This window comes from Collinsella sp. TM10-22 (assembly GCF_003466125.1).
Classification (GTDB): domain Bacteria; phylum Actinomycetota; class Coriobacteriia; order Coriobacteriales; family Coriobacteriaceae; genus Collinsella.
In genome coordinates this window covers 382,374-401,752 of the sequence record NZ_QSOC01000001.1, presented here as the reverse complement: position 1 = coordinate 401,752, position 19,379 = coordinate 382,374, and the positions used below count along the sequence as shown (strand labels likewise).

Genomic DNA, 19,379 nt, shown 5'->3' with positions numbered 1-19,379 from the left:
TGCGATTGGAAAACCACCACAAAGGTGCCTGCCCCTTTGTGGTGGTATTTGTTAGAGAGCGGGTGGGAGGGTGTCGAGGAGGGCTTGGGCGGTGTTGGCGGCGCAGTCGCGTGAGTCGATGATGTAGTCGGCCCAGGCGCGGTAGCGTGGCATGCGCTGCTGGGCGAGCTTGTCGATGCCGTCGCGCGCGGTGATAGGGCGGCCCTTGTGGGCGAGCTCGTCGAGCTTGCGGTTGAGCATCACGACCTGGCTGTTTTGGTGCAGCAGCGGGTAATTCTCGTCGCGCGTGACCACGCCGCCGCCGGTTGAGAGCACCAGGCCGCTGCGCTTGGAGATGTCGGACAGCGCCGCCGTCTCCTGCTCGCGGAAGGCCACCTCGCCGCGCTCGACGATAAAGTCGGCACAGGGCATGCCCAGACGTTCCTCGAGGGCGCGATCGAGGTCGATGTGCTCGCGGCCCGTGAGCTGGGCGATCTGCTCACCCACGCGGGTCTTGCCCGAACCCGGCATGCCGATCAGGGCAATGTTTTGCTCGCGGCGGGACAGACGCTCCGTTACGTCCAAGATGCGCTTGCGCGGGGTGACTTGGCCGGTATAGCGCTCGACGGTCTGTGCCGCTTGGGCCACGAGCATCAGCAGGCCACCGATGCAGGGGATGCCGCGGCGCTCGGTCTCGAGCATGAGTCCCGTGCGGGCGGGGTTGTAGACAATGTCGATGACGCCCTCGAGCGCGTCAAGCCCTTCGAGCGTGCAGGGAGCGTCGGGGCAGTGGGGGAACATGCCGGCGGGCGTGCAGTTAACGAGTAGCGTGGCATCGGATTGCTGCGCGATGTTGCCGTAGTTGACCTCGCTTGTGCGGCCCACGGGCACCACGGTGGCGCCCAGATCTCCCAGCACCATGCTTGCCGTGGTGCCGGCACCACCGGTGGCGCCAAGCACGAGGACCTTCTTGCCGGAAACCTCTACGCCCAATTCCTCGACCAGGCACTGAAAACCAAAGTAGTCGGTGTTGTCGCCACGCAGGCGGCCGTCAGGCAGACGTGTGATGGTGTTGACGTTGCCCATGCGCTCGGCCAACGGACTCAGCTCGTCCAGGTATTCCATGACGGCGCGCTTGTATGGGATGGTCACGTTGGTGCCCTCCCATTCGTCGCCCGTCATAAAAGTCTCAAGTTCCTCGGGCTCGCGCTCAAAGCGCACGTACTCCAGCCCCGCGAGCTCCTTGTAGATGGTCGGGGTATAGCTGTGGCCCAGCACACGGCCCAGAACGCCGTAGGGACGGGCTGCGGCGGTATCGGTCATCTAGAGCACCTCCGTGTAGCTGCCAAAGTAGGTGAAGCTCTCGCATACGTCGTCGATGGAGTCGAGCAAGTCGTCGAGGGCCTTACTGCCAAAGGGGCAGTCCAGGTCAAAGTAGAACATAAACTCAAAGTCGTGCCCGGGGATGGGGCGGCTCTCGAGCTTGATGAGGTTGATGTTGAGCGCATAGAAGCGCTCGAGCACGCGGTAGAGGGCGCCCGGCTCGTTGGCCGTGGTAATCATGAGCGAGGTGCGGTTGGCGCCGGGATAGACGCGCGGCTCGCGGCTGATGACGACAAAGCGCGTGTAGTTGTTGTCCGAGTCCTGGATGTTGGGCTCCAGCACCTCCAGGCCATAGAGTGCCGCGCAGCTGCGCGATGCGATGGCGGCAACATCGGTGCGCTCGGAGCTGGCGACCATCTCGGCCGACATGGCCGTGTTGGGGTATTTGGTGGCGTGCAGGTCGTGCGCCTCGATAAAGCCGGCGCACTGGGCGATAGCCTGGCCGTGGCTATAGACCTCGTGCACGTCGGCGAGCTTGGTGCCGGGTTTGACGAGCAGGTTGTGGTCGATCTTGAGACGCAGCGAGCGCACGATATGGAAGTCGAACTGGGCGAGCAGGTCGTAGACAGCGTTGACCGAGCCAGCGGTGGAGTTCTCGATGGGCAGCACGCCAAATTCGCAGAAGCCGTCGCGCACGGCGCGCATGACTCCCTCGAAGGTCTCGAAGAACGCAATATCGGGCACGTCGAAGAGTTTGCACGCGGCTATCTGGCTATAGGCGCCTTCGACGCCCTGGCAGGCAACGGTGGCCGTTTGAGGGAAGGGCGTGTTAAAGGCTGCGGCTGTGGCATGGGCCTTTTGCGACACCGTGATGCCCTTGAGCTCGTTGATGTAGCGCTGCTGCTCGGCCTTGCTCATGCTCATGAGGAGACGGAACAGGGTGATGGTCTGCGCCTCGTAGCGCTCGGGCGCGCGGCTGGCGAGGCTGTTGAGTTTGGAGCGCTCGCGGGCGGGGTCAAAGACGGCCTTGCCCATCTCGATCTTTGATTTGGCGACCTCGGTGGCAATGTCCATACGCTCGACAAAGCTGTTGAGGAGCGTGGTGTCGATGCCATCGATGGCCTGGCGGATGTCAGCAAGGTCCATGGAGGCCCCTTTCGTAAATCGTTGCCTGGGGTAGTTAATTTGGGACGGGGCTATTTTAGCTACCCCGGCAGCAAATCGGCCAAAACGTCGCGTTAACTGCCGGGGTAGCTAAAAAAGCCCCGTCCCAAATTAAAAAAGCCCCGTCCCAAATTAACTACCCTTGGGGTGGGCGGATTAGCGCTGGGCGGCGTCCTCGAGGAGGGCATCCCAAATCGCGAGGGCAGCTGCTGCTTCGGCTACGGGGACGGCGCGCGGGACGATGCAGGGATCGTGACGGCCGTGGACAGAGAGCTCGGCGTTTTCCATGGCGTCCATGTCTACGGTCTGCTGCTCGCGACCGATGGAGGGCGTCGGCTTTACGGCCATGCGCCACATGACAGGCGCGCCGGTCGAAATGCCGCCTAGGATGCCTCCAGCGTTGTTGGATTCAACCTCGATCTCGCCCGACTCTGCATCGATGCGATACGGATCGTTGTTCTCGCTGCCGCGCATGGCGGCCACCGCAAAGCCCATGCCAAACTCCACGCCCTTTACGGCGGGAATGCCAAACGCGATTTGCGCGATGCGGTTCTCGATGCCGTCGAACATGGGGTCGCCGATGCCCGCGGGAAGCCCGTAAATGCCGCACTCCACGATGCCGCCGATGCTGTCGAGTTCGTCGCGCGCGGCAAGGATCTCCTCGCGCATGCGGCCGGCTGCGGCGGTGTCAATGCACGGCAGATCGTTCGTTAGGATCGCCTTGCGGTCGGCCTCGCGATAGACCATGTCGTCCATGGGCAGGTCGGAGATGCCGCCGATCTGCGCCGCGTGCGCCATGACCTGAATGCCGCGGGCCTCGAGTGCCTGCAGCGCGATGCCGCCGGCGATGCACAAGGGGGCCGTCAGGCGGCCGGAGAAGTGCCCGCCGCCGGCGACGTCGTGCATGTTGTGATACTTTACGCGCGCCGGAAAATCGGCATGTCCCGGACGGGGTTTGCGGCGCAGCTCGGAATAGTCCTTGGAGCGCGTGTTGGTGTTTTCGATAATCGCGGCGATAGGTGCGCCGGTGGTGTGCCCGTCTACCACACCGGCAATGATATGCGCGGCGTCGGCCTCGCGGCGTTTGGTCGCGGTCTCGTCGCGACCGGGGGCACGACGGTCGAGGAAGGCCTGCAACTGCTCCTGGTCCACAGCGATGCCCGCCGGAATGCCATCGAGCGAGCAGCCGATGGCGGGGGAGTGCGACTGGCCGAAGATGCTTAAGTGCAAGACGTTGCCAAAGGTCGAGGACATGCTATTCCTCCTCGAGTGTGACCTTGCCGCCCAGCAGGCGGTAGTGGTCGAAGAAATCGGGATAGGACTTGTTGACGGCCTCGGCGCCGTGGATCACGACCTCGCCGGTGGCGCGGCTCGCGGCGATCGCGGCCATCATGGCGATGCGGTGGTCGTTGTGCGAATCGACCTCGCCGCCGGTGAAGGCATCGACGCCCTTGATGATGAGGTCGTCACCGGCAATGCGCACTTGCGCGCCCAGCGCGGTGAGCTCGCGGGTGGTGGTGACTAGGCGGTCGGATTCCTTGATGCGCAGGCGGGCGCAATCGCGGATAAAGGTGCGGCCCTGTGCCAGCGAGGCCACGGCCGAGATAACGGGCACCAGGTCCGGAATGTCGTGGGCACTCATCTCAAAGCCGGCGAGCTTGTCGGACTGCACGGTGGCGGCGTTGGTGGAGCGCACGATGCGGGCGCCAAAGCGCGAAAGCGCGGCAAGCACGTTGCGGTCGCCCTGTGCGGAGCTCAGCGACACGCCCTCGACGGTGATGGGGTCGCATCCGATGGCACCGGCGCACAGCCAAAAGGCGGCGTTGGACCAGTCGCCCTCGACGGCCACGTTGCCGGGCGTGCGGTACGAGCCGCTGCTCACGCGGAAGTTCGTGACCTCGGGCTGGCCGTCCTTGGCCGGAATACGTTCGACGTTGACCTCGACGCCAAAGGCCTTCATGGCCTGGATGGTCAGGTTGATATAGGGGCGGCTCTCGATGAGGCCGGTCACCTGCACACAGGAGGGCTGGGCCAGTAGCGGGGCCGCCAGCAGCAGGCCGGAGATATACTGCGAGCTCACGTTGCCCGGAAGCACAAAGGTGCCCGGGCGCATGCGGCCGCTCGTCTTGAGCGGAAAACCGCCCAGACCCTGTAGGTCGCATCCGGCGGCGATGATCTCGTCCGAGAGCGGGGACAGCGGGCGGGCGCCCAAGCGTCCCTGACCCACAAAAGTTGCTTCTGCGCCCAGCGCGCAGGCGACGGGCAACATAAAGCGGAGCGTGGAGCCGCTTTCGCCGCAGTCGAGCGTGCCGCCCGCAAGTGCTTTGAGCAGGCCAAACTCAACACTCTTCATGGTGGGGTGGACCTGGAAGCCGTCCTCGACGGTCTCGATGCGGGCGCCCAGCGCCGTAAGGCAACGCACCGTGGCCTCGATGTCGGCGCAGGTGGTGTTGCAGGTGACGTGTGTCTCGCCGTTGGCAAGCGCAGCGCAGATGATCAGGCGATGTGCCATCGACTTGGACGCGATGGCGGGAACGGTGCCCTTGAGCGGGGACGGGGTGATGCGGGCTAGCATGCGGATGCGTCTCCCTTCTGGCCGAGGCCCTCGGCAATGAGTTCGTGGAAAGTGGAAAGCGGCGTGCAGTCGATGCTGCAGCGGCCAATGCCGTGCGGAATCACCAGGTCGATGGTGTCGCCCGCGCGCTTCTTGTCGTGCAGCGCCTCGGCAAAGACGGCGTCGGCATCTAGGTCGCAGCGGGTCTTGAGGCCATGGCGGGCGCAGAGTTCCTCAATACGACCGGGCAGTGCAGCATCGCAAACGCCGTGCAGGGCCGCGGCGCGCGTGATGATGCCCATGCCGATCGACACGCAGTTGCCGTGTCCGAGCTCAAAGTGCTCGCAGGCCTCGACGGCGTGTCCGGCGCTGTGTCCAAAGTTGAGCAGCTTGCGCTGGTTTGTTTCGCGCTCGTCGGCGACGACCACGGCGCGCTTGATGTCGATATTGCGGGCGATGATGAGCGCTACGCGGGTCACATCGCGGTTGAGCAGCTCCAGCGTGAGCGGGGTCTTCTCCAGCTCGGCGAAAAGCTCCGGGTCGGCGATCACGGCATGCTTGACGACCTCGCCGCAGCCGTCGGCGAACTGCTCGGGCGTGAGGGTGGCCAGGCACCCCACGTCGGCGATAACCACGCTCGGCTGCCAAAAGGCGCCGGCCAAGTTCTTGCCGGCAGCCAGGTCGATGGCGGTCTTGCCGCCCACCGACGAATCCACCATGGCGAGCAGACTCGTCGGGATCTGCACAAACTTGCAGCCGCGCATGTAGGTGGCGGCCACAAAGCCCGCCACGTCGCCCACGACGCCGCCGCCGAGTGCCACGATCACGTCGGAGCGCGAAAGCTCGTGCTCGGCCACAAACTCCAAAATGGCAACGTAGGTCTCGGCGCGCTTGTGTGCCTCGCCGGCCTCGAAGGTGCAGATACTCACTTCGTAGCCTGATGCCTCCAGGCTCTGCTTAACGGGCATCTGGTAGAGCGGGCCTACGTTGGTATCCGTCACGATGACAGCCTTGGTGCCGCCGGCAGTGGCGCGCACGAGCGGTCCCGCCTGCTCCAGCAAAAACGTGCCAACATGTACCTGGTAGGGGCGTGCAGTGTCGATATCGATGGTAATCGCCATAAGCTATGGTCCTTTCGACCTGGCGTGATAGGTGGTCTAGTGGGAGGCCTCGTCGTCGAGTGCGCGCTTAATGCGGTCGCCCTCGGCAAGGAGATTCTCCAGATAGCGCTGGTCGCGGTCCTTGAGCGCACGGCTGTAGGCGCCGAGCGAGTCGATCAGGTGGTCGATCTCGAAGGCGAGAGCATCGGCGTCGTCGATCATGAGCTCGGACCACATCTGCGGATTGAGGTGCGCCACGCGGGTGAGGTCGCGGTAGCTGCCGGCCGAAAAGCCGTGGTGGACCTGAGCGGTCGGGCTCTTGACGTAGGCGTTGGATACCACGTGCGCAAGCTGGCTCGTGAAGGCGATGACGCGGTCGTGCTCGGCGGCGCTGGTCACGCTGAACTTGCCAAAGCCCAAGGGGCGCACCATCTCGCGCACCTGGCCCAAAAGCTCCAGTTTGAGTGCATCGTCCACCGCAGGCGGCACGAGCACGAGCGGCGCGCCCTGGAACAGGTCGGCGCGGGAGTGCGCATAGCCCGAGTACTGCGTGCCCGCCATGGGGTGCGCGCCCACAAAGTAAAAGCCGTGATCGCGGGCAAGCTCAAAGGCGCGCTCGCACACGATGCCCTTGACGCCCACCGTGTCGATCACCACGGGGCCCATGATGGCCTCGGTGTCGGTGGCATCGGCGAGTGCCTGTGCATGCGCCTCGAGCCACTCGATGCAGGCCTCGGGGTAGCAGGCCAGGACGATGATGTCGCATTCGCCGAGTGTCTTGTCGTTGAGCTCTCCGGCGACAGTGCCCATGCTGGCGGCCGTCATGACATCGTCATCGGGGTCCCAGGCCAGCACGCGGACGCCCGCCTGCGCATAGCCGCGTGCGAAGCTGCCGCCGATGAGGCCCAGGCCCACAATGCCGGCGCACTTGGGGCCGCCCTGGTTAACGCGCGCGTTTCTCACCGTACCCATGGCTACTCCATGGTCTCTTGGCAGACAACCTCGCGGATGGCTCGGATGCGGCGCATGGTGTCGTCGAACTGATCGGGGGTGAGGGCCTGGGCGCCGTCGGACCAGGCGCGGCTCGGCTCGTCGTGGACCTCGATCTCCAGGCCGTTGGCACCGCAGGCGGTCGCAGCGAGCGCCATGGGCTCAACGTAGCGGGTGTAGCCGGTGGCGTGGCTGGGGTCGGCGACGACGGGCAGGTGCGACAGGTGGTGCAGCACCGGCACGGCGTTGAGGTCGAAGGTGTTGCGGGTGCGGGTCTCGAAGGTGCGGATACCGCGCTCGCACAGGATGACGTTGTCGTTGCCCTCGCTCATGATGTACTCGGCGGCCATGAGCAGCTCGTCGATCGTGCCGGACATGCCGCGCTTAAGCAAGATCGGAGTCTGGGTCTTGCCGACCTCCTTGAGCAGGGGGAAATTCTGGGCGTTGCGGGCGCCGATCTGCATGACGTCAATCTTCTTGTCCAAGAAGACCTGTACGTCGCGTGGGTCCATGATCTCGGTGACGATCGGCATGTCGAGCTCGGCAGACGCCTCGCACAGCAGGTCGAGGCCGGCGGGGCCCATGCCCTGGTAGGCGTAGGGGGAGGTGCGGGGCTTGTAGGCGCCACCGCGCAGCATCGTGGCGCCGGCGGCCTTCACGCGGCGTGCGATGCGGATGAGGTTCTCGCCCTCGACGGAGCAGGGACCGGCGATGACCTGGAACTGGTCGCCGCCGATCTTGACGCCGTGGCCGCAGTCGATGACGGAATCCTCGGGGTGGAATTTGCGGTTGGCACGCTTAAAAGGCTCGGAGACGCGCTGCACGCGCTCGACGACATCCATGGACTCGAGCAGGAACGGGTCGATCTTGGTCGTATCGCCCACCAGGCCGATGATCGTCTCGTTCTCGCCGCGCGAGACATCGGTCTTCAGACCCTTTTTCTCAATCCAGCTGACGATATGGCTTACGGCCTCGTCGCTGGCGCTCTGCTTTAAAATTGCAATCATGGTGTGCCTCTCACCTCGATGGATAACTTTTGCAAAAACGGCCCGCATCGCGAGCCGTGTATATATGGTGCATGAGAGTTTATACTATCTGACTCGCTTTTGCCTTCTAAAGTGGGCCGTTGCGGCTCGTCTTCCTCGGAATTGCAAAGCTTTTTCTTTTATTTTGATAGCCCGTGGTGCACTTGGGTATAATGCCAACCGTTGGCCCTATTAGCTCAGGGGATTAGAGCGTCTGCCTCCGGAGCAGAAGGCCGTTGGTTCGAATCCAACATGGGGCACCATCGAACGTAAGACCGTCCGAACCTCGCATGGTCCGGGCGGTTTTCTTATACCGACGCGACGTGATGGGACGTGGTATGGCAGCAACGGATATCGAGCGCGGACTCTCAACCGCCGAGGTCGAGGAGCGTATCGCCGCCGGTAAAATCAACCGCAACATGGAACTCAAGACCAAGTCGGTCAAAGAGCTCATCATCGAGAACCTCTGCACGCTGTTCAATTTGATCAACGTGATCTTGGCTTTCCTGGTCATTTTGACCGGTTCGTTTAAGAATCTGACGTTCCTGTTCGTGGTGTTCCTCAATACCGCTATTGGCGTCATTCAGTCCATGCGTTCCAAGAAGATGGTCGATAAGCTCACGCTGCTGACCTCCAAGAAGGCCATCGCGGTGCGCGATGGCGCCGAGGTGGAGCTCGACCTGGACCAGATCGTGCTCGACGACATCATCCGCCTGGGGCGCGGCGACCAGATTCCCGCTGACGCCGTGGTGGTTTCGGGCGAGGCGCTCGTGAACGAGAGCCTGCTGACGGGCGAGAGCGACCTTATTAAGAAACAGCCCGGTTCCGAGCTCATGAGCGGCAGCTTTATCGACTCGGGCCTGCTGCGCGCCCGCGTGATCCATGTCGGCGCCGACAACTACGTGGCCAAAATTAATAACGAGGCCAAGTACGTCAAAAAGGTCAATTCCGAGATCATGAACGCGCTGAACGCCATCGTGCGCTTTGCGAGCATCATCATGATTCCGCTTGGCCTGGCTCTGTTCGCCTCGAGTGTAAGTGGGCTGTGGGATGCCGCGGGAACCCCGGGCGATAGCGCGCTTTCGTGGTGCTTCTCCGAGCTGTTGGCTGGTCATGTGCCTTCGTCGGCGCTGCTGTCCACGGTGGGCGCCCTGCTGGGCATGATCCCGCAAGGCCTGGTGCTGCTGACCTCGTCGGTGCTCGCCATCGCCACGGTGCGCCTGGCCCGCCGCAAGGTGCTGGCGCAGCAGCTCTACTGCATCGAGACGCTCGCGCGCGTCGACGTGCTGTGCCTGGACAAGACGGGCACCATCACGTCGGGCCGTATGGAGGTCGAGGGCACCTACCCGCTGCCTGTTGAGGGTGTTGGCTTTGGCGTGGACTCGGAGGAGGCGGCTGTTCCCGTCGATACCACGGTGCTCGATTTTGCGCTGGCTAACGTGGCGCGTGCGACCTCGGCCGATGCCAACGAGACCTGCCAGGCACTGCTCAACTATTACGCCGATCGGCCGGTCGAGGTGTCTGAGCCGCTGTCGGTCATTCCATTCTCTTCGTCTAAAAAATGGAGTGGCGCGTCGTTTGCGCAGGGCTCCTATGTGATGGGCGCGGCGCAATTTGTGCTTTCAGAGCGCGCCTTTTCGCAGGTCGAGAACCGCGTGGCCGAGCTTGCCGATACCTGCCGCGTGCTCGTGGTGGCGCGCGTGGACGGCTTTACGCCCGATGGCGATATGGTGGGCGAGGCCGAGCCCGTGGGCTTTGTGACCATCCGCGACGAGATTCGTACCTCGGCGGCCGAGACCATCGGCTACTTTAACGAGCAGGGCGTGACCCTCAACGTGATCAGTGGCGACGACCCTCGTACGGTGTCGTCGATCGCGCGCGTGGTGGGCGTGCCGGGAGCGGACGCTTATGTGGACGCCACGACGCTCGATACGCCGGCAAAGCTCGATGCCGCAGTGGACCGCTACCATGTCTTTGGTCGTGTGACCCCGCAGCAGAAGCGCGAGCTCGTGCAGGCGCTCAAGCGCCGCGAGCACACCGTGGCCATGACGGGCGACGGCGTCAACGACGTGCTGGCGCTCAAGGAGGCCGACTGCTCCGTCGCCATGGCGGCTGGCTCCGACGCCGCGCGCAACGTGGCCGAGATCGTACTCGTCGACAACGACTTTGCCTCGATGCCCGCCGTGGTGGCCGAGGGCCGTCGCTCCATCAACAACCTGCAGCGTTCGGCCTCGCTGTTCTTGACCAAGACGCTGTTCTCGATGGGCCTGGCGGCGCTGTGCATCGCGCTGCCGCCGTACCCCTTCGAGCCCATCCAGATGACGCTCATTAACTTCTTCTGTATTGGCGCGCCGGGCTTTGTGTTGGGCCTGGAGCCCAACAATGCTCGCGTGAAGGGTGCGTTTTTGACGAACGTACTCAAGCGTGCACTGCCGGCTTCGATTGCGGTCATTTTGGCTGCGGTGCTCGATATCTTTGTGGCGCGCGTGTTTGGCTTTAGCCAGCTCACACTGTCTACGATGTGCCTGCTTACGTCGTGCACGGCGAGCGTCAGCCTGATCTGGCGCATCTCGCAGCCTCTCACGCCCTTACGTGTGGTGCTCTTTGTGTTTGTCGTTGTCGGTATCCTGGCGGGCGTTATTGGATTCCCGGAGCTGCTGTCTATTGCCAACCTGTCGATGGACCAGATGGTTATCTTGGCTGTCATCGTGGTCTTTACCTGCTCGGTGTTCTTTAAGCTCGCCACGATGATGGATTCGCTCAAGCCGCGTCGTCGTCATGCCGCAACTGGTTTTGGCCGCGGTGTGCGCGTCCGCCTGGGTCGGGGTGGCGGCAAGGTGAGCTCGACGGGTTCGACGGCCGAGCGTTTTGCCAAGCGCGTCGCCGCCGACATGGCGCAGCGCCGCGAAGCTCGCACCGTTCGTGAGGCCGAGGCCCGCGCACTCGAGGGCGTGGCCCAGGCCCAGCCCAAGAAAAAGAAGCCCACAGGCGCCAAGCGCTCCCGCGTAACCAAGTCCGCCCAAGGCATCAAAGTCTCGATGCCCAAGAAAAAGAAGTTGTAACCGCACCTTACAGGGTAGCTAAATTTGGGACGGGGCTTTTTTAGCTACCCCGGCTGATGGCCCCCAGGCTGATGGCGCGATCGATTTGGCCAATTGGCGGCCAGGGCAGCTAAAAAAGCCCCGTCCCAAATTAGCTACCCTCCGATGTTGAATTGGTGCCTTGCTCCTGTGGGGCCGTGGCGATGTTATGCTCTAACCTCGATTGTTTGAATTGCTTCGAAAAGAGGATGCCGTGATCTGCCCGCATTGCCTAAAGACTATCGAGGACGGCGCCTCGTTCTGCCCCTACTGCAACGCCTATGTGGGTCCGGGCGATGGTCCCGAGCATACCGAGTTCGTGTTCTGTGAGGGCTGCGGTGCCCGTCTTTCTCCGCATGATCGTACGTGCCCCAAATGCGGACGCCCCGCTCCGGGTATTCTCTCCGAGGACGCGGCCGCATCCGACCTGGCAGCGGGCCGCACGGCGGGCTTTCCGCGCCTAACGCGAGAGCAGATCGATACCGAGGTGCCGCATGCGCCGGCCTCTGCCGCTGCGGTGCTTTCGGACGCCGCCGACCCCAATGAGACTTGCGTGCTGCCGGCTTTCGATAAGGATTTCGGTATCCCCAAGGTCGATATCCCCACGCCCGTTTCCCTGCATGACGATGCTCAAAAGTCCAAGCGCAAGGTGCATCCCGACGAGGACGCTTATCACAAGCACAAGCGTCATATTCCCAAGCCGCTTATCGTCATCGCGGTTCTTGCCGTCGTGTGCGGTGGGGCCTATTGGTTCGTGACGGCCGATCCCATGGGTGTTATGCCCGGCTTCTATGACCAGTTTGGCCAGGCCGCGCAGACGACCTTCCCTACGCGCCAAAAGGGCGAGGCGACTGAGGACGATACCAAGCAGGACGATTCTGCCGAGGTGGTCCAGGAAGAAACCGTGCTGACCGACGATCAGCTCTATACCAGGCTCGACGGTCTGTATCAGACCATCGTGTCCTACGGTGACGAGGATCAGATCGGCGAGGTCATCGATTCCTTCAACAACGGCTATCTCCGAACGCCGCTGTCCACCCGTCAGGAGCTGTCGCAGAGTGCCTACGCCCTGCGCGACCAGATCAAAAAGACGCAAGATGAGCTCAACAACCTGAAAGTACAGGACGATACGGTCTATGCGGACGACATCGCCCACCTAAAGCAGCTTGCCGAGTGGATGTACGAGCGTGTCGACGTGATCTGCCAGAGCTGGGACATTTCGCTGGCCATTCCCGATGGCGAGTCGATGAGCTCCCACCAAAGCGAGATCCTGGCGCCCATCGCGCAGGGCGGCAACAGCGCGCTGAACCAGTACGACGCCAACGTGGGCTCCTGGAAGCCGCAGCAGCGTTCCTAAAATTAGTTCGCCATAGTCGGCATAACCTACGTGCGCAATTGATGTAAGCCCGTGCTTATTGCTACAATTCCTACAAATATGCTTTAAACGCACGAGGAAGGAACCACATGTTTGGTTTTAAGAAAGAGCTCTACACGCCCGAGTATCAGCTTGTCGGCGACGAGTGCGCTGTAATCGAGACGTCGAAGGGTACCATCAAGGTCAAGTTTGACGGCGAGGGCGCTCCCATTCATGTCGCGAACTTCTGCGAGCTTTCCACGATGGGCTTCTATGATGGCCTTAAGTTCCATCGCTATGTGCCCGGTTTTGTCATCCAGGGCGGCGACCCCAATACCCGTGACATGTCCGGCGCCGACGTCGCTGCCGGTCTTGAGGGCCCCGACGGCATGCCCGGTACCGGTGGCCCCGGCTACTGCATCAAGGGCGAGTTTGCCACCAATCCGCGCAACAGCCATGTCGATGGCGCCCTTGCCATGGCACGCTCCATGGACCCCGATTCCGCGGGTTCGCAGTTCTACTTCTGCCTGGGTGCCCAGCATAACCTCGATTCCGGTTACACCGTCTTTGGTGCCACGGTCGAGGGTCTCGATGTGATTTCGCAGCTGCGTGCCGGCGACGAGATCGTCCATGTCGAGATCGTTCACGAGTAAAGGGGACTTCCTTGAATAGCCAGCTGATCCAACAGGGCCGCGCCGCTTACCGCGCGGGTGATTTTTCCGCTGCAGCCCAGATGCTTGGGGCGGCAAAGACTCCCGATGAGATTATGGGCGAGGCCGATCACCTTCGTGGCAACGCCCTGATGCACCTGGGCATGTATGCCGAGGCCGCCGAGGCCTATGCCGCCGCCCTCAACGACGGCACCTACGGCAAGCGCGGTGCGCTGCTCACCAACCGCGGCAAGGCGCTCGCCGCCGTGGGCGACTACACGACGGCCGCTCAGGCGTTCTCTGCTGCTACTCAGGATGCTTCCTATGCCACGCCGTTTAAGGCCTATCTGGGCCTGGGCAATGCGCTGTTCCAGTCGGGCGACTATGCCAACGCGGGTACTGCCTTCCGTCAGGCCGCCATCGACGGCGCCAATCCGGCTCCTGCCGCCGCACTCGGCGAGCTCGGCCGTTGCTTCATTAAACTCGGCCGTCCGGCGGATGCCGTGGAGACCTACCGCACGGCTATCGACTTTGCCGGCCCCCGCGACGACACACGTGCGCTCAACGCCGGCATGGGTCAGGCGCTTTCTGCCGCCGGCCGTCCCTCCGACGCACTCGACGCCTTTAACGCCGCTACTGCCGATGGCATCTACCAGCTCACCTCCGAGCAGGCCGACGAGCTTGCCCGCGTGCACGATTCGCTTGCCGCGCTGTCTGCCCAGACGGCTATGGCCACGGCTCCGGCGCCCGCGATGGACGCTCCTGCCGTCGATCCGCTCGATCCTACGGGTGCGACCGGTCAGTTTATGCCCGATCCCTCGGACACCGGCTTCTTTACGCTGTCCGAGTCCGAGATGGTCCAGCAGGACCGTCAGGATCGTAAGCAGGCCAAGGTTCGTCGCCGCCATCGCCACACGGGTCTCAAAGTCTTCATCGTGCTGCTTCTGCTCATTTTGATCGCCGCGGGCGGTCTGGGCTTTGCCTACACGCGCGGCTTTGGCTTCCCGTCTCAGGAGTCTGTCGTTACCGATCTGTTCCAGGCTGCCGGCGACGGTGACACCGCGAAGGCCGAGTCTTGCCTGGCCCCGGGCCTGTCCGAGGACGCCAAGTCGATGATCATCTCCTCGATTCCGCAGGGTGCCACCGTGTCCGTCGAGGGCATGGATCAGTCCATGACCGAGACGACCGCCAAGGTGAAGGCATCGCTGTCCAAGGGAGGCGAGCAGGAGTACACCGTCAAATTCGTGCGCTCCGACAACCATATCGGCTGGGCCGTTTCCTCGCTCGATATGGATTTCTCGGCTGCTGACAACCAGTAGTGACCTTATGGGATTTAGCTTTGCCCGGCGCTTCACCGCAAGTGAGGTGCCGGGCTTGCGCTAGTATGATGAGCTAGTAGTTTTCCAGCAATCATCCAACACATCAGGAGTTGCGTTGTTTTCTTTGATGGATATGTTCTTCGGTAGCTATGCGGGCGATCTTGCCATCGACCTCGGCACCGCCAATACGCTTGTCTCAGTGCGCGGCAAGGGCATCGTCATTCGCGAGCCCTCTGTAGTCGCCATCGACAAGAACGACGAGCGCATCCTGGCGGTCGGTATCGAGGCAAAGCGCATGCTCGGCCGTACGCCCGGCAACATCGTGGCCGTTCGTCCCCTGAAGGACGGCGTCATCGCCGACTTCGACGTTACCGAGGCCATGCTTCGCTACTTTATCGACAAGGCGTCCGAGAAGCGCTATCCGTGGACTCCGCGTCCGCGTGTTGTCGTCTGCGTTCCCTCCGGCGTCACGTCGGTCGAGAAGCGCGCTGTCTTTGAGGCCACGATCCAGGCCGGTGCCCGCCAGGCCTATCTGATCGAAGAGCCTATGGCTGCCGCCATCGGCGCCGACCTGCCCGTCGAGGAGCCCACCGGCTCCATGGTTATCGACATCGGTGGCGGTACTACCGAGGTTGCCGTTATCGCTATGGGCGGCATCGTCGTTTCGCAGTCCATCCGTATTGCCGGCGACGAGTTCGACCAGGCTATCCTCACGCACGTTCGCGATGCCTACAACCTTGCCATCGGCGAGCGTACGGCAGAGGACATCAAGATCAAGGTCGGCTCCGCCGTGCCGCTCAAGGACGAGCTCGACGTCGAGGTCAACGGCCGCGACGTGATCACCGGTCTGCCCAAGACCGTGCGCATCGAGAGCGAGGAGATTCGTCGCGCACTCAACAAGCCGCTCGACGAGATGGCCAAGGCCGTCAAGGACGCACTCGACGCTACGCCTCCCGATCTTGCCTCGGACCTTATGTACTACGGCATTTTGCTGACCGGCGGCGGCGCGCTGCTGCGCGGTCTCGACGTGCGCCTGCGCGATGAGACCGGCGTTTCGGTCAACGTTAGCCCCACGGCGCTCGATAACGTCGTTAATGGCTGTGCCCGCGTGCTCGAGGCCAATGCGTTTGATGGCGGCTTCGTCCAGACCAATGCTTAATTTCCAAAAGGTGGATTCCATTTGGCACGATCTTCGGGTTTCTCCACAAATCTGAATACCAAGCGACAATCAACGGGTATGCGCCCGTTGATTGTTTTCAGCCTGATTTCGGTGTTGCTGCTCACGTTTTACATCCGCGAGGGCGAGGCAGGGCCGATTCATGCCGTGCGTTCGGGCGTGACGACGATTACCTCGCCGATACGCTTTGTGGGCTCGGCTGTGGCGGCTCCCTTCAATGCGATCGGCAACGTGTTCTCTAACCTTACGGCGTCGCAGGACACGCTTGACGAGCTTAAGAAGCAAAATGAGGAGCTGACCTCTAAGGTCGCCGAGCTCTCCGAGGCCCAAAAGACTGCTGAGCGTCTGGAGGGGCTGGTCGGCCTGCAGTCGACCTACAACCTCAAATCGACCGCAGCTCGTATCGTTGGTGCCTCGGGCGATGCCTGGACCTCGACCGTCACGATTGATAAGGGTTCTGCCGACGGGCTTACCATCAACATGCCTGTGACGAGTTCGGCCGGTGTTATCGGCCAGATCATCGAAGTCTCGGCCAAAACGTCCACCGTGCGCCTGATTGGCGACGAGAACTCCGGCGTATCCGCCATGGTGCAGGACACGCGCGCCCAGGGCATGCTGCAGGGTCAGGCTGACGGCACGCTGCGTCTTGAGTACGTGAGCGTCGACTCCGATGTTAAGGTTGGCGACATCATCGTGACCTCGGGCATCGGTGGCGTGTTCCCCAAGGGTCTACCGCTCGGCACCGTCTCGTCGGTTGAGAAATCGGCAAACGACGTGTACTACACCATTGTGGTGCGCGCTCAGACCACGGCCGAGAACAACGAGGAAGTGCTGGTCATCACCTCGCTGACCGACGAACAGTCGGCCTCGGATGAGGACGTGAGCACGGCCAACAGCACGCCGCAGGGAACGTCGCGCGATGCTGCGACCAAGACGAAGGACGAGAGCTCGGATGACAGTTCCGACACGTCCGAGACGACCGATTCCGGCTCGAGCGAATAGGGGGCATGTCCATGGATCTACACGAGCAGGGGATGAGCTCCCGCACGTTTGTAATCGCCGCCATCGTGTGCGTGCTGCTGCAGGCAGGCCTGGCACCGCAGATCTCCATTGCGGGCGGTCGCGTCAACTTCATGATTATCCTGGTGTGCCTAAGCGTGTTCTCGGGCGACCCGACCCGTGCCGTCGTGTGCGGTTTTTGCAGCGGCTTGTTCTATGACCTGTCCGCTGCCGTGCCGGTGGGCGTTATGTCGCTCCTGCTGACCGTGGGTTCTTTTGCCCTGGTGCACAGCGCCGTCGGTCAGACGGGCGGTACCTCGAGTGCGCGCGGCGTCACTGTGGGCGCCTTCGCGCTCGTCATTAATGTGATCTACAGCATCATCTTGCTGTTTATGGGTTTGGAGACGAGCTTTGTCGTGGCGATCTTCGGCCATGCGCTGCCGTCCTCGATCCTGACGGGTCTGGTTGCCATTCCGTTTTTGATGTCCGGCGTCGTGCCACAGTCCGGCTATGGATTCTCCGCACGTGGCGGACGCCAGACGGGTATGCGCTTTAAGCCCAAGACCCGCAAGCTCAAATAGGGGAGGCCCGTAGATGTCTTCCCAGTTGACGGTTATTATCGCCGGTATCGTGCTGGTTGTGGCCATCGTGGTCGCGCTGGTCATCATGCGTCGTGGCGATTCCCGTTTTACCTACGATACGCAGCATGGAACGGCCCCGCGCGCCACCGAGGGCGAGGGCAATACCGCGGCGACCGCCTTTAAGGGCCGCTTTTCCATCCTCACCGCGGGTGTGGGCGCGATGTTTGCGGCGCTTGCCGTCAAGCTGTGGGGCATGCAGATGGTCTCGTCGGACTATTACGAGAAGCAGGCTAATAGCAATCAGACTCGCACCGTTACCACACCCGCTGTGCGCGGCCGCATCCTCGACCGCAATGGCGTGGCGCTTGTCCAGAACCGTCCCTCACTTGCTGTCGTGGCCTACCGCGATCTTGCCGAGGATGAGGTTCTGGTTCGCCATCTTGCCAACGTGCTCGGTATGCCCTACGTGGCGGTTCTGCGCAATATCCAGGACAATTCCGAGGGCGCCCAGAGCCTGCATACCATCGCGACGGATGTCCGTCGCTCCACGGTTGCCTATATTCAGGAGCATGCCGGCGAGTTCCCGGGCGTCAAGATTGCCGAGCGTACCGAGCGCCAGTACCCGTACGGCGAGACGGCCTGTCACATTTTGGGCTATACAGGCACCATTACCTCAGAGCAGCTCGAGGCCCAGAATAAGAAAACCTCTGGCGTTGATGATGCTTCTGCTGGCCGGATTACGTACCAGTCGGGCGATATCGTGGGCCAAGCGGGCGTTGAGAGCTACTACGAAAACCTGCTGCAGGGTATTCGTGGCGAGCAGACCGTCAAGGTCGATGCCTCGGGCAATGTGACCGGTCAGGCCGGCGCCGTGCCCGCGAAGGCCGGCTCCGACATTAAGCTCACGCTCGACCTTAAGATCCAACAGGCCTGTGAGACGGCGCTGGCGAGCGCTATCGAGCTTGCCAAGACCACTGGCTACAGCAATGCCGGCAACGGCGCCGTGGTGTGTCTCGATCCCAACAATGGCGAGATCCTGGGCATGGCCAGCGAGCCCAAGTTCGATCCCTCCGTCTTTATCGGCGGCGTCTCAAATGACGTGTGGACCGAGCTCAATGATGACGAGGGTTCACACCCGCTGCTCAACCGCGCCATTAGCGGACAGTACATGTCGGCCTCGACCATCAAGCCACTCTCGGCACTGGCCGGTCTTGAGTTTGGAACCTACACCTCAACGCAGACAACCAACTGCACGGGCTATTGGACGGGCCTGGGTAAGGCTTGGGGCAAGCGCTGCTGGCTGCATTCCGGCCACGGCACCATGACGCTGCAGTCGGGTATCGCCAACTCGTGCGACCCCGTCTTCTACGACATGGGCAAGGCGTTCTTCTATGACGAGCAACATCCCGAGGGCCTGCAGGAGGTCTTTCGTCGCTGGGGCCTAGGCAAGACCTGTGGTATCGATCTGCCGAGTGAGGGCGCGGGCCGTATTCCCGATGCCGAGTGGAAAGAGTCGTACTTCACCGATGCCTCTGCCGAGGATCGTAAGTGGAATGCCGGCGATATGACCAACATTGCCATCGGCCAGGGCGACATCCTGGTGACGCCCCTGCAGATGGCGTGCGCCTATATGGGTCTTGCCAACGGCGGCAAACAGTACGTGCCTCACGTGTTTTTGTCTGCCGTGTCGCGCGATGGCGACGGCGATGCCTATAAGTACAACGGCAAGGGCAAGAAGAAGCGTCTGGAGGCCAAGATCAACAGCGATTCGGATTTGGCTCTTGTTCGCAACGGCATGCACGACGTGATTTACACGGCATCGACGTCCCTGGCGGCTCACTTTGGCACCCTGACGCCGCAGGTATACGGCAAGTCGGGCACGGGCGAGAAAAGCGGCGAGGACGAATACGCGTGGTTCTGCGCCTATGCACCGGCCGATGATCCCAAGTATGTCATCGCTACTGTCCTGGAGCAGGGCGGCGGTGGCTCAGATACCGCGATGCATGTCGTGCGCGACGTGCTCGGCGTGATTTATGACGAGCCCGATACCTCTTCGGCCTCGGGCGATTCTTCGGTTCGATAGG

At 62.5% G+C, this 19,379-nt stretch carries 15 protein-coding genes and 1 tRNA gene; 9 read left to right on the top strand and 7 right to left on the bottom strand.

Features of this window, described 5'->3' with window-relative positions:
• Positions 1-51 precede the first annotated feature (51 nt).
• The 7 genes from DXD94_RS01880 to aroF form a co-directional block, all read right to left on the bottom strand.
• Positions 52-1,302, bottom strand: coding sequence for a shikimate kinase (locus DXD94_RS01880; RefSeq protein WP_117763042.1), 1,251 nt, complete (start codon positions 1,300-1,302; stop codon positions 52-54).
• Complete coding sequence (pheA, locus tag DXD94_RS01875) at positions 1,303-2,448, bottom strand: prephenate dehydratase (protein ID WP_117763041.1); 1,146 nt, start codon at positions 2,446-2,448, stop codon at positions 1,303-1,305. It abuts the gene before it with no gap.
• A gap of 174 nt (positions 2,449-2,622) precedes the next feature.
• A complete protein-coding gene (aroC, locus tag DXD94_RS01870) occupies positions 2,623-3,720 on the bottom strand; it encodes a chorismate synthase (RefSeq protein WP_117763040.1) in 1,098 nt (365 codons plus the stop codon).
• Position 3,721: 1 nt separating this feature from the next.
• Positions 3,722-5,041, bottom strand: a complete 1,320-nt coding sequence (gene aroA, locus DXD94_RS01865) for a 3-phosphoshikimate 1-carboxyvinyltransferase (protein WP_117763039.1) — start codon at positions 5,039-5,041, stop codon at positions 3,722-3,724.
• The gene (aroB, locus tag DXD94_RS01860; RefSeq protein ID WP_117763038.1) at positions 5,035-6,141 is read right to left on the bottom strand and encodes a 3-dehydroquinate synthase; all 1,107 of its coding nucleotides are present in this window, start codon (positions 6,139-6,141) and stop codon (positions 5,035-5,037) included. The genes aroA and aroB overlap by 7 nt, the downstream gene beginning before the upstream one ends.
• A 36-nt stretch (positions 6,142-6,177) precedes the next feature.
• Entirely contained in the window at positions 6,178-7,092 is a 915-nt protein-coding gene (locus tag DXD94_RS01855) for a prephenate dehydrogenase/arogenate dehydrogenase family protein (protein WP_117763037.1), read from the bottom strand.
• A 2-nt stretch (positions 7,093-7,094) separates the two neighbouring features.
• Positions 7,095-8,117 (bottom strand): 3-deoxy-7-phosphoheptulonate synthase, encoded by a 1,023-nt coding sequence (aroF, locus tag DXD94_RS01850; RefSeq protein ID WP_022094767.1) that lies wholly within the window; start codon positions 8,115-8,117, stop codon positions 7,095-7,097.
• A gap of 204 nt (positions 8,118-8,321) precedes the next feature.
• Here aroF and DXD94_RS01845 point away from each other — a divergent pair.
• The 9 genes from DXD94_RS01845 to mrdA all read left to right on the top strand — a co-directional run bounded on the left by DXD94_RS01845 (position 8,322) and on the right by mrdA (position 19,378).
• Positions 8,322-8,398: transfer RNA gene (locus tag DXD94_RS01845), tRNA-Arg, on the top strand.
• A 75-nt stretch (positions 8,399-8,473) separates the two neighbouring features.
• On the top strand, positions 8,474-11,197 hold the full coding sequence (locus DXD94_RS01840) for an HAD-IC family P-type ATPase (RefSeq protein ID WP_117763036.1): 2,724 nt from the start codon (positions 8,474-8,476) through the stop codon (positions 11,195-11,197).
• Between the two features lie 232 nt (positions 11,198-11,429).
• Positions 11,430-12,572, top strand: a complete 1,143-nt coding sequence (locus DXD94_RS01835) for a zinc ribbon domain-containing protein (protein WP_158564771.1) — start codon at positions 11,430-11,432, stop codon at positions 12,570-12,572.
• A gap of 107 nt (positions 12,573-12,679) precedes the next feature.
• Complete coding sequence (locus tag DXD94_RS01830) at positions 12,680-13,222, top strand: peptidylprolyl isomerase (protein WP_117735136.1); 543 nt, start codon at positions 12,680-12,682, stop codon at positions 13,220-13,222.
• 11 nt (positions 13,223-13,233) lie between these two features.
• Positions 13,234-14,538, top strand: coding sequence for a tetratricopeptide repeat protein (locus DXD94_RS01825; protein ID WP_233540294.1), 1,305 nt, complete (start codon positions 13,234-13,236; stop codon positions 14,536-14,538).
• Between the two features lie 127 nt (positions 14,539-14,665).
• A complete protein-coding gene (locus DXD94_RS01820) occupies positions 14,666-15,697 on the top strand; it encodes a rod shape-determining protein (RefSeq protein WP_006236061.1) in 1,032 nt (343 codons plus the stop codon).
• 78 nt (positions 15,698-15,775) lie between these two features.
• On the top strand, positions 15,776-16,717 hold the full coding sequence (gene mreC / locus DXD94_RS01815; protein ID WP_117763034.1) for a rod shape-determining protein MreC: 942 nt from the start codon (positions 15,776-15,778) through the stop codon (positions 16,715-16,717).
• A gap of 11 nt (positions 16,718-16,728) precedes the next feature.
• Entirely contained in the window at positions 16,729-17,295 is a 567-nt protein-coding gene (locus DXD94_RS01810) for a hypothetical protein (protein ID WP_117763033.1), read from the top strand.
• A gap of 13 nt (positions 17,296-17,308) precedes the next feature.
• Positions 17,309-19,378 (top strand): penicillin-binding protein 2, encoded by a 2,070-nt coding sequence (gene mrdA, locus DXD94_RS01805; RefSeq protein WP_117763032.1) that lies wholly within the window; start codon positions 17,309-17,311, stop codon positions 19,376-19,378.
• Position 19,379 lies beyond the last annotated feature (1 nt).

Coding starts and splice junctions, on each gene's coding strand:
- DXD94_RS01830 (WP_117735136.1), top strand. CDS start 12,680: ATGTTTGGTTTTAAGAAAGAGCTCTACACGCCCGAGTATCAGCTTGTC.
- DXD94_RS01810 (WP_117763033.1), top strand. CDS start 16,729: ATGGATCTACACGAGCAGGGGATGAGCTCCCGCACGTTTGTAATCGCC.
- aroA (WP_117763039.1), bottom strand. CDS start 5,041: ATGCTAGCCCGCATCACCCCGTCCCCGCTCAAGGGCACCGTTCCCGCC.
- aroC (WP_117763040.1), bottom strand. CDS start 3,720: ATGTCCTCGACCTTTGGCAACGTCTTGCACTTAAGCATCTTCGGCCAG.
- mreC (WP_117763034.1), top strand. CDS start 15,776: ATGCGCCCGTTGATTGTTTTCAGCCTGATTTCGGTGTTGCTGCTCACG.
- DXD94_RS01820 (WP_006236061.1), top strand. CDS start 14,666: ATGGATATGTTCTTCGGTAGCTATGCGGGCGATCTTGCCATCGACCTC.
- aroF (WP_022094767.1), bottom strand. CDS start 8,117: ATGATTGCAATTTTAAAGCAGAGCGCCAGCGACGAGGCCGTAAGCCAT.
- DXD94_RS01840 (WP_117763036.1), top strand. CDS start 8,474: ATGGCAGCAACGGATATCGAGCGCGGACTCTCAACCGCCGAGGTCGAG.
- DXD94_RS01880 (WP_117763042.1), bottom strand. CDS start 1,302: ATGACCGATACCGCCGCAGCCCGTCCCTACGGCGTTCTGGGCCGTGTG.
- pheA (WP_117763041.1), bottom strand. CDS start 2,448: ATGGACCTTGCTGACATCCGCCAGGCCATCGATGGCATCGACACCACG.
- mrdA (WP_117763032.1), top strand. CDS start 17,309: ATGTCTTCCCAGTTGACGGTTATTATCGCCGGTATCGTGCTGGTTGTG.
- aroB (WP_117763038.1), bottom strand. CDS start 6,141: ATGGCGATTACCATCGATATCGACACTGCACGCCCCTACCAGGTACAT.
- DXD94_RS01855 (WP_117763037.1), bottom strand. CDS start 7,092: ATGGGTACGGTGAGAAACGCGCGCGTTAACCAGGGCGGCCCCAAGTGC.